Source organism: Mucilaginibacter sp. 320_HR (assembly GCF_059691875.1).
In genome coordinates this window covers 16,699-30,470 of the sequence record NZ_JCAWAI010000001.1, presented here as the reverse complement: position 1 = coordinate 30,470, position 13,772 = coordinate 16,699, and the positions used below count along the sequence as shown (strand labels likewise).

Annotated in this window: 12 protein-coding genes; all 12 read right to left on the bottom strand. The window is 45.6% G+C overall.

Features of this window, described 5'->3' with window-relative positions; all coding sequences use genetic code 11:
- Nucleotides 1-35: 35 nt before the first annotated feature.
- The 12 genes from AC59GT_RS00115 to AC59GT_RS00060 all read right to left on the bottom strand — a co-directional run bounded on the left by AC59GT_RS00115 (nucleotide 36) and on the right by AC59GT_RS00060 (nucleotide 13,668).
- On the bottom strand, nucleotides 36-581 hold the full coding sequence (locus tag AC59GT_RS00115; RefSeq protein ID WP_117384815.1) for a peroxiredoxin: 546 nt from the start codon (nucleotides 579-581) through the stop codon (nucleotides 36-38).
- A 146-nt stretch (nucleotides 582-727) separates the two neighbouring features.
- Nucleotides 728-1,984: an MFS transporter gene (locus AC59GT_RS00110; protein ID WP_497235745.1), complete on the bottom strand. Its 1,257-nt coding sequence runs from the start codon at nucleotides 1,982-1,984 to the stop codon at nucleotides 728-730.
- Nucleotides 1,985-2,016: 32 nt separating this feature from the next.
- Nucleotides 2,017-2,451 (bottom strand): MarR family winged helix-turn-helix transcriptional regulator, encoded by a 435-nt coding sequence (locus tag AC59GT_RS00105; protein WP_497235744.1) that lies wholly within the window; start codon nucleotides 2,449-2,451, stop codon nucleotides 2,017-2,019.
- Nucleotides 2,452-2,731: 280 nt separating this feature from the next.
- Nucleotides 2,732-4,360 carry an NADP-dependent glyceraldehyde-3-phosphate dehydrogenase gene (locus AC59GT_RS00100; protein WP_497235743.1) on the bottom strand — a complete coding sequence of 543 codons (1,629 nt, stop codon included), beginning with the start codon at nucleotides 4,358-4,360 and terminating at the stop codon, nucleotides 2,732-2,734.
- Nucleotides 4,361-4,418: 58 nt separating this feature from the next.
- Nucleotides 4,419-5,189, bottom strand: coding sequence for a 6-phosphogluconolactonase (pgl, locus tag AC59GT_RS00095; protein WP_497235742.1), 771 nt, complete (start codon nucleotides 5,187-5,189; stop codon nucleotides 4,419-4,421).
- Between the two features lie 5 nt (nucleotides 5,190-5,194).
- A complete protein-coding gene (gene zwf / locus AC59GT_RS00090; RefSeq protein WP_497235741.1) occupies nucleotides 5,195-6,706 on the bottom strand; it encodes a glucose-6-phosphate dehydrogenase in 1,512 nt (503 codons plus the stop codon).
- Nucleotides 6,707-6,807: 101 nt separating this feature from the next.
- Nucleotides 6,808-8,238, bottom strand: coding sequence for an NADP-dependent phosphogluconate dehydrogenase (gene gnd / locus AC59GT_RS00085; protein WP_497235740.1), 1,431 nt, complete (start codon nucleotides 8,236-8,238; stop codon nucleotides 6,808-6,810).
- Between the two features lies 1 nt (nucleotide 8,239).
- Nucleotides 8,240-8,866, bottom strand: coding sequence for an HAD family hydrolase (locus AC59GT_RS00080; RefSeq protein ID WP_497235739.1), 627 nt, complete (start codon nucleotides 8,864-8,866; stop codon nucleotides 8,240-8,242).
- Nucleotides 8,867-8,876: 10 nt separating this feature from the next.
- Nucleotides 8,877-9,974: a transaldolase gene (gene tal / locus AC59GT_RS00075; protein WP_497235738.1), complete on the bottom strand. Its 1,098-nt coding sequence runs from the start codon at nucleotides 9,972-9,974 to the stop codon at nucleotides 8,877-8,879.
- Between the two features lie 123 nt (nucleotides 9,975-10,097).
- Nucleotides 10,098-10,796: a ribose 5-phosphate isomerase A gene (gene rpiA, locus AC59GT_RS00070; protein WP_497235737.1), complete on the bottom strand. Its 699-nt coding sequence runs from the start codon at nucleotides 10,794-10,796 to the stop codon at nucleotides 10,098-10,100.
- Nucleotides 10,797-10,880: 84 nt separating this feature from the next.
- Nucleotides 10,881-12,887, bottom strand: a complete 2,007-nt coding sequence (gene tkt, locus AC59GT_RS00065; RefSeq protein ID WP_497235736.1) for a transketolase — start codon at nucleotides 12,885-12,887, stop codon at nucleotides 10,881-10,883.
- A gap of 25 nt (nucleotides 12,888-12,912) precedes the next feature.
- On the bottom strand, nucleotides 12,913-13,668 hold the full coding sequence (locus AC59GT_RS00060) for an ROK family protein (RefSeq protein ID WP_117384826.1): 756 nt from the start codon (nucleotides 13,666-13,668) through the stop codon (nucleotides 12,913-12,915).
- Nucleotides 13,669-13,772 lie beyond the last annotated feature (104 nt).

Genomic DNA, 13,772 nt, shown 5'->3' with positions numbered 1-13,772 from the left:
CTCCCTGTGGTTAAAAGCTATTGCTAAGCGGGTACTTATACAGTTAAAGTTTCTTGGCCTTTTTCCCAGTTGCAAGGGCAAAGCTCGTCAGTTTGTAAACCGTCAAGCACGCGTAGTACTTCTTTAACATTACGGCCAACATTCAGGTCGTTAACAGATACCCAACGGATGATACCTTGTGGGTCTACAATGAAAGTAGCACGGTAAGCGATCTTTTCATTTGGCTCTAAAATACCCAGGTCTTCAGCCAATGATTTTGAAGTATCAGCAAGCATCGGGAATTTCAGATCGCGCAGATCGTCATGGTTTCTTCTCCATGCAGCGTGAACGAATTCAGAATCAGTAGAAGCACCAATTAAACGGGTGTCGCGGTCGCGGAACTCACCGTAAGCTCTGTTGAACTCAGCAATCTCAGTTGGGCAAACAAAAGTAAAATCTTTTGGCCACCAGAACATTACGGTCCATACGTTATCTTCATTCACCAGGAACTCTGATGTAATGGTTTCAAACTCTTTACCTTTTTCGATGCTGGTTACTGCAGTTTTAGAAAATTCCGGAAATTTTTGTCCTATCGTTAACATAACAGATGTTTTATTAAAATTTATGCAACAAATATACGGCTAAAACCATGCGGATTTCATTCTTAATATCTATGGGTTATAGGCAAAACCTATAGTGTTCTAAATACACTGATAGCTAGTACTTTAGATCAAGATTACGCTGTTTTTTATACCGCATGCGCAACTGTTGCCTCTAAAACCGGCGCCTGTTTTTCTTTAAGCTTTTCTTTGTGCAGATAACGCCAGTGCAGTGTGCCTATCAGCAGCGCTGCAACACCCTCCAGCAGCATGGTATTAGTGGTACCTATCCACTTAGATACTGCACCTATAACCAACCCGCCCAGCGGCTGCATACCAAAGAAAGCCATAGCGTAAAAGCTGATCACTCGTCCGCGCATGTCATAAGCAACAGTTGTTTGTATTAAAGTATTGCTGATGGTGATCTGCGACATCATGCCAAACCCAGCAATGGTTACAAACAGCAGCGCCAGTGGATAACTCCCCTCGTGCGAGAACAGGATTAACCCGGTGCCAAATACCAGTGTATTGATGAACAGGATTTGTTTAAGGTTGCTGCCCGGCTTCAGCGATGCCAGGAATATGGCGCCAGAAAAAGCACCAAGGCCAATAAAGCTATCTATAACACCAAAGGTTGATGCTGTACCATGGAAAACGTCCTTGGCGTAGAAAGGTATAAGCGTACTAAACGGCAATACAAACAGGCTAATGAGCGCAAGCATAATAAGCACAAAACCTATGGATGGTGTTTGCTTGATGTATGTAAAGCCTTCTTTCAGGTCGGCAAAGGCATTACCGGCATGCGGTTTATGTTCTACCTTAGGCAACCTCATCATTAGTAAGGAACCAATAACAGCAATAAAGCTGACGGCATTTATTCCGAAGCAGGCGTCGTCGCCAAAGGTCTCCAGCACCAGCCCGGCAATACCAGGGCCTATAAGCCGCGACAGGTTTACCATAGAGGAGTTTAACGCCAGGGCATTGGGCAGATCACTTTTATCTTCCACCATGTCATAAACCAGCGATTGCCTCGCCGGCACATCAAACGCGTTGATAATACCCAGTACCACGCTTAGCGCCAGTATTTGCCACACCTCGTAATGGTTAAAAAATATAAGTAATGCCAGCAGCACAGCCTGTACCATGGAGAGCACTTGTGTAGTAAGCAACACCTTAAACTTGTTATAGCGGTCGCTCGCTACGCCACCTATTAACGAAAAAATAAAGGAAGGGAACTGGCTGGCAAACAGCGTAAGCCCCAGCATAAACGTAGAATGGGTAAGTGTGTAAATAACCCAACTTACAGCGGTCTTCTGCATCCAGGTACCGATGAGCGATACCGATTGCCCCGCAAAGTATAACCGGTAATTACGGCTGCGGAACGCTTTGAAAGTACTAATATTCATATTATAACCCTTTTATACGCAAACTCACGGGGTTACTCTATCTCTACAAGCTTTGTTAATGGTGCAATTGCTTTTAATAAAATCTCCTGCTCTTCGGCTGTACAGGTGGCTGCAATGGCATGGCTTAACCACTCCACCCGCTCGTTACGGATCTGCGACAACACCTTCTCCCCTTCGGCAGATAACGAGATCAGCACCTTACGCTTATCTGTTTCTGAAGCAGTGCGACTGATGTATCCTAACTCATCCAAATGGCTTAAAATTTGCGACATGGACTGATTGGTGATCTTCTCCATTGCGGCAAGCTCGCTTGGTAAAAGCTGCGTTTTATCCAGCAACGCCAGGGTAGACCGTTCGGTTAGCGAAAGCCTGCTGCCTGTAGCAGATTCTTTCCGCAACTTCTTTATCAACCGGGTTACGGTTACGCGTAACTGAGATGCCAAATCATCAATATCAACTTTGCTCATTTAATTAAGTAAACTAATAAGTTTGCCTTACAAATATACGGTGAAAGTGCCGGTTTGTTTATCACGAAAGTATCATTTGTAAGCACCATAATTCACATACAGAATTTTTTGCATTAATCCAAATAATGGTGAAAATAGCTGTTTTTAATGGTGCAAAAAAGTGTGGTTCTTGCTGGTAAATAGCCGGTTACACAAGTGTTCATTTTCGGCGTTCACGAAAAACACTGAACAAAAAAGACGCGTTGTGCCGCGTCTTTTTTTTTATGAGATGAAGTGATTGCTAAAGAATATACTTCGTGCTCAGAAAATTGGAATCGTTATCATTCACAATCTCATTGATAAGCTGCTTGTTGGTATCATTCATCTTGGTAGCAACCAATGATCGTATAGAGAACGAGCGCAAAGCGTCATGTACAGACAGGGTGCCCTCGGCACTATCCTTACGGCCGGTGAACGGGAACACATCTGGCCCGCGCTGGCATTGGCTATTGATGTTCACGCGGCTTACCAGGTTGACAAACGGATCGATCAATGCCGATATCTCTTTGGCATCGTTACTGAAAATACTCACCTGCATACCATGTGGCGAATCTATCTGGTATTCAATTGGTTCCTCAATATCCTCAAACGGTACAACCGGAATTACCGGGCCAAACTGCTCCTCGCGATATAGCTTCATTTTCTCATTTACGGGATAAACCACAGCAGGGAAAACAAAGGATCCGGCGGTGATGCCGCCGTGTTGGTTCATCACCTTGGCACCATTGGCAATGGCGTCATCTATGCATTCTCTCAGGTAGTCGGGCTTGTGCGGTTCGGGCAATGGTGTAAGCTTTACATCCTTTTCCCAGGGCAGGCCGGGCTTCATCGCGTCTACTGTATTGCTAAGCAGTTTCAGGAACTCGTCTGCAACTTCTTTGTGTACAAATATCATCTTGATAGCCGTACAACGTTGTCCGTTGAAAGATAACGCGCCAAGGATACACTCGCTTACGGCAAGTTTCAGATCGGCGTGCTTGGTTACGATAGCAGCGTTCTTGGCATCCAGGCTCAATACTGCACGCAGGCGGTTTACTTTTGGATGGCGCTTTTTAAGATCATTTGCCACCTTACTGCTGCCAATAAATGCCAATACGTTTATCTTACCGGTAGCCATAAGTCCCGGTGTAACCACTGCTCCACGGCCATAAACCGTATTTACCACACCCTTAGGGAAAGCGTCTTTAAATGCCTCTAATAAAGGATAGTGCAGTAGAGTACCATGCTTTGGTGGTTTAAACAGAATGGTGTTCCCCATTATCAGCGCCGGAATTAGCGTAGTAAAGGTCTCGTTAAGGGGATAGTTAAATGGCCCCATACACAGCACAACACCCAACGGCGAGCGTCGGATCTGCGCTACCAACCCTTCGGCCATTTCAAATCGGGATGATTGACGGTCAATGTCTTTCAACCCATCAATGGTTGCGTTTATGTATTCTACGGTGCGGTCAAATTCTTTGATGGAATCGGCATAGGACTTGCCTATTTCCCACATAATGAGCTTTACAATCAGCGTACGCTGCTCGATCATTTTGTACACGAACTTATCCATACACTTGATGCGGTCTGCTACGCTCATCGTTGGCCATTCGCCGCGGCCATTATCATAAGCTTGCAAAGCGGCATCCATAGCCTCCATGGCTTCGGCTTCGGTGCAGACGGGATAGGTACCAATTAGCTTACGCTTGTAACTACCATCAGCCTGCGGTATCATCACAGGCGAATACACCTCACTTACCTCGCCGTTCCACTGGCGCATTTCGCCATTAACCAAGTACTCGCGTTGATGTATCTCCTCTATCCGATGTTCGGCAGGTATCTGCTCTTCAGGCACGAACATGGCCTGCAGTTGATCTTTAAAGTCGCTCATAGGCATGAAAAGTTTAAAATGCTATCCGCAAAATGGGGGAATAACAAGTACTAAAAATTTAATTTGACGGTGGTGGAGGCAAAACCACCTGCGTCATGCGGCCATACTGGTTCTCCAGTTTTGATGCGGCGGCTTTATCCATAAACCAAAACAGGTCACCGCTCACCGGCTTTATCAATTGAGCAGGATAAAGTTCGATATTTTGCTCGTCCTCAAGGATGTGTTTTACCGCTTCTGCTTTGCCTTCGCCATAAACTAGAAAAGCAATGTGGTGCGCTATGTTAATGAGCGGTGCCGTAAAGGTTATCCGGTTCATCTTCACTTCGTCGATATATAATGCCTGCACGCTTGCACTTTCATCATGTAAAACCGGTGTATTCGGGAACAACGACGCGGTGTGAGAGTTATCACCCAACCCTAAAATGATAAGGTCGAAACTTGCGTTTCCCTCATCAAAAAAGTTCAGTAAGGCGGTTGTGTACTCTTTTGCTGCTTCTTCCGCACCTAAATGGGTCTCTATAGCAAAAATCTGCGACTCATCTATTCCCAGCGGATCAAACAAAGTGTTCTTCGCCATCAGGTAGTTACTTTGCTGATCTGTTAACGGCACATCACGCTCATCACCAAAAAAGAAATAAACCTTGTCCCACTCAATTTTGTCGCGGTACTCGCTTGCCAGCAGTTCATGAAGTTTCTTCGGAGAACTACCGCCGCTTAGTGCTACCGTAAAACGATCACGCTCTTTGATAGCTTCAGCAGCTAACTTAGCAAAGTACATCGCAAGTTGCGCTATTACATCATCGGGCGTGTTAGCTATGTTAAGATGCATATTGCTTATTTTTTACCGTTAACAGGCAGTGTGAACCAATTGAAACCATCGCGGGCTATTAATGCCTCAGCAGACTCTGGCCCCCATGAATCGGCACTATAATTAGGGAAGTTCAAGCTCTTCTTATTTTGCCAGGTGCTCAGGATCGGCATAACCAGCTCCCACGCTGCTTCTACCTGGTCGCCACGCATAAATAATGTCTGGTCGCCAAGCATGGTATCCAATATTAAGGTTTCGTAAGCTTCCGGCGCCTGGTTGGTGTAAGTGCCTTTATAATCAAATACCATATCTACAGGATTCAGCACCATGTCAATACCAGGGCGTTTGGCTTGCACCTGTAAACGGATGCTCATTTCCGGCTGTATACTGATGATCAACCTGTTTTGCTGCCAGCTTTCAGCGGCTTCGGTAGGGAATATCAGGTGCGGTACATCCTTGAACTGGATGGTAATCACCGACGATGACTGATGCATGCGCTTACCTGTACGGAGGTAAAACGGCACACCCTGCCAGCGCCAGTTGTCTACAAAGAATTTGATAGCGGCAAACGTCTCGGTGTTCGATTGCGGGTCTACCTTAGGCTCCTCGCGGTAACCCGGTACTTCTTTACCCTTCATCCAGCCGCTACCATACTGGCCTCTAACTGCTGAGTTACGCACATCTTCCGGCGTGAACTTGCGCATGGCCCTTAGCACATCTACCTTTCGGTCGCGCACCTCGTTAGCATTAAAGCTAACCGGCGGCTCCATGGCAATGTGGCAAAGTAATTGCAATAGATGATTTTGTATCATGTCGCGCATAGCGCCTGAGCCATCATAATAGTCTCCCCGCTCTTCCACGCCCAGTTGCTCAGTAACTGATATCTGTACGTGTTCGATATAGTTCCGGTTCCACAGCGGCTCCATAATGGAGTTGGCAAAACGGAATGCCATGATGTTCTGAACAGTTTCCTTGCCCAGATAATGGTCTATACGGTAGATCTGGCACTCGTCAAAAATACCTGACAGTAGCTGGTTAAGTTCCTTTGCCGTTTCCAGGTCATGCCCGAATGGTTTCTCAATGATGATCCTAACGCGGTTCTTATCTTCAGCTAATTGAGCTTTGGAAATATTTGAAGCGATGATAGGGAAGAAGTTTGGTGCAACCGCCAGATAGAAGATCACGTTAGCCTGGGTTTTCCATTCCTCGTTATGCTTTTCTATGCGTTTGCCAAACTCTTTATAGGTCTCAAAATCTGTTGCGTCAGATACCTGGTAGTAAATGCTGTTTACAAACTTTTCCCATTTTTTGCCGTCAACTTTTCCGCTGCGCGAAAATTGGTTAATGTCGTTAAACATGTTCTCACGGAATTGCTCGTCAGTAAGCTTTGTACGACCTGTACCTATAATAGAAAACTGATCTGGCAGCCATCCGTCAAGAAAGAGGTTATATAAAGCCGGAGCTATTTTGCGTGAGTTAAGGTCTCCGGTTGCACCGAAGATCACAAATATGGTAGGGGGCGATTTAACGTTGCTCATGATGTATTTTTTGAGAGTCAGCAGTTAAGAGTAAAGAATCAAGACACGAGTAACAAATTGTTTATCTTGACTCTTGATTCCTCACTTCTCGATTCTATTCGTTAGTCTTGTTTAGCGGTCCATTGCGTATGGAATGTACCTTCTTTGCCTATCAGCTCGTAAGTGTGCGCGCCAAAATAATCGCGCTGGGCTTGAGTAAGGTTAGATGGCATGCGTTCGCTGCGGAAAGCATCAAAATAGCTTAGCGATGCTGCGTAAGCAGGCGCTGCTATGCCTGCATTAACTGCGGCTGCTACCACTTTACGAATGCCCGGCAGCAAGCTAGTTACAATTTCCCTTACGTCGCCGTCAAGCAGCAAGTGCGCTAACTTAGGGTCTTTACCGTATGCACCATATATATTCTCCAGGAATTTGGAACGGATGATACATCCGCCGCGCCATATCTTGGCTATATCATCAAGCTTCAGGTCGTATTTGTATTCAGCAGACGCATTGGAGAGCATGTGCATGCCCTGCGCGTAGCTGATGATCATTGTAAAATAAAAGGCTTGTTCCAAAGCAGCCAGCAACTCTGCCTGATCACCCTCTATCTGCTGGTGATCTGCTGTACTGTAAATGCCCGCTGCGTTAGTGCGTAGCTCCTTGTACTTAGAAAGGTCGCGCATGGCAACAGCGGTATCTACCGTTGGGATAGGTGCCTGCAGGTCCATAGCGCTTTGCGAGGTCCATTTACCGGTACCTTTAGCACGCGCTTCATCCTTAATATCGTCTAACAACAGGTGGTCCGTACCTGGAGCATTAAATTTGAAGATATCTTTGGTAATATCCAGCAGGAATGACTGCAATCGGCCATCGTTCCACTGGGCAAATATTTCTCCCATGTGGGCGTTATCCATCTTCAAGCCCTTTTTCATGATCTCGTACGTTTCGGCAAGCAATTGCATTATACCGTACTCAATGCCGTTATGCACCATTTTTACAAAGTGACCCGATGCACCCGGACCAATGTAAGTTACGCATGGCGCGCCATCTACCTTTGCCGCGATAGCTTCAAAGATGGGCTTCATTACGTTGTATGCATCTTTGTCGCCGCCCGGCATCATGCTTGGGCCTTTGCGTGCACCTTCCTCACCGCCTGATACACCCATACCAAAGAAATGCAAACCTTTAGCTTCCAGCTCTTCTACACGGCGGTTGGTGTCGGTAAAGTGGGAGTTCCCGCCATCAATTAAAATATCACCTTTATCCAACAACGGGCTCAACTCCGCAATAACGCTATCCACAGGCTTGCCCGCAGGCACCAGCATCATAATGGCGCGTGGCGTAGTAAGGCTTTGTATAAATTCGTTAACATCAATAAAACCCTTAACGGCAAACTTGTCGCCCTCCTGGTTAAGCGAATCTACCTTACCCTGATCTTTATCGTGCCCCGCCACGGCAAACCCATGGTCGGCCATATTCAATAGCAGGCTTCGGCCCATAACACCAAGGCCAATCATACCAAAAGCGTACTTATCTGTTGTTGTGCTCATGTTAGTTGAGTTTTTGCTCTTTAAGTTCGTTCAATATCCTTTTTGTTGTCTCAAAATCCGTGTGCTGGTAAGCACGAATGCCCAGGTTCTCTGCCATTTTTACAAACATTATCCTGTCATCAAAGTACACACACTGATTTGGTGAAGCCTGGGCAATGCCCATAGCCAGCTGCCATATACCGGGATCTGGTTTACGCATTTTAACCTCGCAGGAGGAGATGAATGCATCAAAACACTCGTGCAGTTTAAACTTTTGCACCCGGTAATCGTTCAGCTCCTTACCCTCGTTATTAATAGAGATAATGCGGAAGCCACAGTCTTTTTTCCACTCCTTTAACCAGGCCAGCATGTCTGGAAGTTCCACAGACTGTGAGTACATAAACTCCTTGAAATCTTCGCGTACAAAATCCCGTGGCTGATTAAAGATCACGGTATCCAGGTACTGGTCAAGCGTAATGCTTCCTATCTCGTAAACGTTGAAGATAAAGTTGTGCAAGGCGTTAACTTCCTCGTAATCTATGCCAAATTTCTTTGCAGCTTCACGGCGAGACTCGTGGCCCCAACCGTTCGTAAGCAGTATGCCGCCAACGTCAAAGAAGAGGATCTTTAGATCATTATACTTTGCCATCGGGGTGTGCTTATGCTTTGCTTTGTTGATCCTCTATTGCTTTGAGCAATTTCTCGAATGGCTTGTTAAATTTCTCGATACCCTCGTCTTCCAGCTGCTGAGTTATCGCGTCAAGATCAATACCTAATTCTTTTAATTTAGCAAGCGTTTCTGTTGCTTTATCCAGGCCTTGCTCTAATGTATTTGCAGCCACACCATGGTCGCGGAAGGCATCTATAGTTTCTAATGGAACTGTATCAACAGTGTCCGGACCAATAAGAGCTTCTACGTATTTAGTATCTTTAAATGCAGGGTTCTTGCTGCCGGTACTCGCCCAAAGCAAACGCTGTGGTTTTGCACCCTGCTCCTCAAGTTTTTTCCAACGCTCGGTGCTAAATACGCGTTTGTAAATTTCATATGCCTTCTTTGCAGATGCAACGGCTACTTCACCAACCAGCTCTTTTTCACCTTTCTCTTCCAATAAAGGATCAACAACCACGTCTATACGGCTTAAAAAGAAACTAGCTACTGATGATATATGCGCTATTTTGTGACCGGCGGCTAAATGATCTTCCAGACCTGAGATGTACGCCTCTGTAACGGCTTCGTAACGCTCCAGTCCAAAAAGCAGGGTAACGTTTACGTTAATGCCTTTTGCTATCGTTTCGCGGATGGCTTGCAACCCAGGCTTAGTACCAGGGATCTTGATCATCACGTTTTTACGATCAACTTTTTTCCAAAGCTCCTCTGCTTGTTTTATAGTACCTTCGGTATCAAGCGCGAGGAAAGGAGATACTTCCAAACTAACATAGCCATCTGCACCAACAACGCCTTCGTTGTACACGCTGTCGAAAATGTCGCAGGCTGCCTGTATGTCTTTTACAGCAAGTTCAAAAAACAACTTTTCAGTAGTTTCTGCATTTGCACCGAGTTCTTTTACGTCGGCATCGTAATCGCTGCTGCTGCTAATTGCCTTTTCGAAAATGGCTGGATTTGAGGTTACCCCTCTTACGCCATCCTCGTCAATTAATTTCTTCAGCTTGCCTGAGGAGATGATCTCGCGATCAATAAAATCAAGCCAGATGCTCTGACCGAAATCGTGTATTTGCTTCACATTGCTAGTTGCCATATCAGGTATGTTTAATTTGTTGTTGTTCTAATAGTAAATTGTTCTACAGCGGCAAAGTTGGGGCCAATGCAACTGTAGCGTATAATCTCAATATCATTCTTTAGCTACAGGAGTGTAATTGTACTACTCATTAGCAGCTACCAGTATGTTCAGGTCGTAACCAATAAACAGGCCGCTTTCTATTACGCCGGTTATTGATTTAATATCTCGCTCTAAACTATTTGTCACATTGTCGAAATAGCAATCGAGCACCATATTGTTGTTCTCTGTGATCACAGGACCATCCTTCCCTTTAGCAGGGCGGATAGATACATTATTGGCACCTATCTTTCTTAGTTCCGAACCAACGTGCAACAGCGCCTGCGGGAACACCTCTACAGGTACCGGAAAGTTGGTGTTTATTTTTTGCACCATCTTACTTTCGTCCACAATAATGTAGTTGACTGCGCTGCTGCTTATCAGCAGTTTTTCTTTGAACATTGCACCACCGCGGCCTTTAATAAGCCAATTATTGGGGTCAACTTCGTCCGCACCATCAAACAGCCAGTCAGGTGTATGCTCGAATGTACTGGTGAGCGGAATACCCAACTTAGCGCAGAACATAGATATTTCCAATGATGTTGGGATAGCCAGTATGTTCAGCTTTTCAGTTTTTATCCTTTCGGCAATAGCCAGGAGAGCAAGGTAAACTGTTGAACCGGAGCCCACACCCAGCACGTCGCCATCTTTTACCATGGCAGCTATCTGGGAGGCAACTTTTTGCTTGCCCGTAACATTGGTGATTGTACCAGACCATTGGAGGTCTTTTATCAGATCGCTCATGTTATAGTGGAGTGGTGAGTGGTCAATAGTGAGTAGTTTATCGCAGTTTAACCGCTCACCACTCACTATTTACAACTCAACTATTTACAATATTGCTTTTGCTTTGGCTACTACGTTCTCTACTGTAAAGCCAAAGTGTTTATACAAATCTTCAGCAGGTGCAGATTCGCCAAAGGTGGTCATACCCAACATGTCGCCTTCGTCTGTAGTGTATTTGTGCCAGCCCATTGGAGAAGCCATTTCCACTGCCAAGCGTTTACGGCTTGCTTTAGGTAACACCGATTCTTTATACTCGGCACTTTGTTTCTCGAACAGCTCCCACGATGGCATGCTTACCACACGTGTAGAGATGCCTTCAGCTTCCAATTTTTCCTGTGCTTGTAGTATTAGTGCTACTTCTGAGCCGGTCGCCATTAATATCAGATCGGGGTTACCACTTTCTTTTGAAAGCACATACGCGCCTTTTTCCAGGTCGGCAGCCTTACCGTATTTATCCTGATCAAGGATAGGCAATCCCTGGCGAGTGAAGATCAATACGGTTGGTCCACCTTTTTTCTCAATGGCCACTTTCCAGGCGTAAGCAGTTTCGTTAGCATCAGCCGGACGGATAACCGTTACGTTTGGAATAGCGCGAAGAGAAGCCAGATGTTCAATTGGCTGGTGTGTCGTTCCGTCTTCTCCTAAGCCAATACTGTCGTGAGTATAAACAAATATCGGGTTGATCTTCATGATGGCTGCCAAACGGATCGGCGGACGCATATAATCAGCAAATTGCAGGAAGGTTGCGCCAAATGGCAGGAGGCCTTTTGTTAAAGCCATACCATTAAGTGCCGAACCCATTGCATGCTCACGGATACCGAAGTGGAAGTTGCGGCCACCACGGTTCTCTGAAGTAAATGAATCAAAGTCCTTCAGGTTAGTTTCAGTTGATGGCGCAAGGTCAGCCGCGCCGCCAATTAGATTTGGCAAACCTGCCGCAATTGCATTTAACACTTTTCCGGAAGCCTGGCGTGTGGCCATCTTAGGATCAGAGCCTTTAAACACAGGCAGCTTGTCGGCCCAGCCAGAAGGTAGTTCGCCTTTAAACGCAGCTTCATACTCAGCTGCAAGTTCAGGGAACTTTTCTTTGTACTTGGCGAACAACTCGTTCCACTTATCCTCTTTTTTGCCGCCGCGTGCGCCTTTTTCTGCGTAGTATTTGGCAACTTCCTCAGGTATTTCGAAAGACTTTTCAGGATCAAAGCCAAAGAATTCTTTAACCAACTTAATCTCATCTGCACCAAGCGGTGAACCGTGAGAACCTGCAGTTCCTGATTTGTTAGGACTACCGTATGCAATCAGTGAACGAACACGGATGAGCGATGGCTTTTGAGTTTCGGACCGTGCGTTTATCAAAGCAAGCTCCAAAGCATGGGTATCGTTAACATCCGGAAGGTCCTGCACATGCCAGCCATATGCACGGAAACGTGCGCTTACATCCTCGTTAAACGCGATGTTGGTGCTGCCTTCTATAGAGATGTGGTTATCATCGTATATATAAATGAGATTGCCTAACTCAAGATGCCCTGCTAAAGAAGCCGCTTCAGATGTAACACCTTCCATCATATCGCCATCACTTACGATAGAATAGATGTAATAATCAAAAAGAGAGAAACCTGGCTTGTTGTAACGGGCAGCTAAATGCTTTTGCGCTATGCCGAAACCTACACCATTGGCAAAGCCCTGGCCCAACGGCCCGGTTGTTACATCAACCCCCGGTGCCAACCCATACTCGGGGTGGCCAGCGGTTTTGCTGTTCATCTGGCGAAAAGCCTTCAGATCATCCAAAGATAAATCGTAACCGGTTAGGTGTAAGAAGTTATATTGCAGGATACAAGCATGACCCGCCGACAAAATAAACCTGTCGCGGTTTGCCCAATCCGGGTTTTTAGGATTATAGTTTAAAAATTTTGTCCAAAGCACATGGCCCAGCGGCGCAAGTGCCATTGCAGTACCGGGGTGGCCTGAGTTTGCTTTCTGTACAGCGTCCGCAGACAGTACCCTTACGGTGTCAATTGCTAACTTTTCCAGTTCTTCGTTCGGTTTTTCCATTATTGTGAGTTGATTGGAGTTTTAATTATTTAGTAGGAGTAGCCATAGCCGTGTGTGTAACCGGGTGTTTATCCTCCTGCCATAATCTTGCCCCGCCTTTAATGCCGTCGGCATTGGTTACTATTTTCATGTTCTTGTCCAGCTTAAAATTAAGCTTGTCGGAGTTTCCGCCGCCTATGTATAAGTAGTCGTAGTTGAATACGGTTTTTAAAACTTTAAAAACTTTTTTAATTCGTGTGTTCCATTTCTTTACACCTTCCTTGTCTAATGCCTTATCGCCAATGTACTCATCGTAGTCGCGGCCTTTAGATATGGGGTGATGCGCTACTTCAAGGTGCGGCAGCAAGTGCCCGTCCATCAGCAATGCAGTACCAAAGCCGGTACCAAGTGTTATCACCATCTCCAGCCCTTTGCCTTCTACTACGCCAAGCCCCTGCATATCTGCATCATTTACCACTTGTGCATCTTTACCAAGGGCGGTAACCAGCAACTGGCGAAAGTCAACGTCCTTCCAGTATTCGTTGCCCAGGTTAGGTGCTGTTTTTACAACGCCGTTACGTACATAACCAGGAAAGCCAACTGATATACGGTCATACTCCGGAAAGTCTTTAACCAGTGTTTTTATGGATTTGATAACATTATCAGGATTGGCCGGGTTTGGAGTTACAACTTTCTTGTAATCCATCTTCAGCGCGCCTTTGTTATCCAGGATTGTGCCCTTAATGCTTGAGCCACCTATATCTATAGAGAGTATTCTTAACTGGGCAGTGGTGTTTTTCATTTGAACCAGTGGTGTAATGGTGATGTTGTGCGTGTAAATATCACATTTTAAATAATAATTAGGTATTATTTAGCTATAATATTGAACATCAAATAAAAAAATCA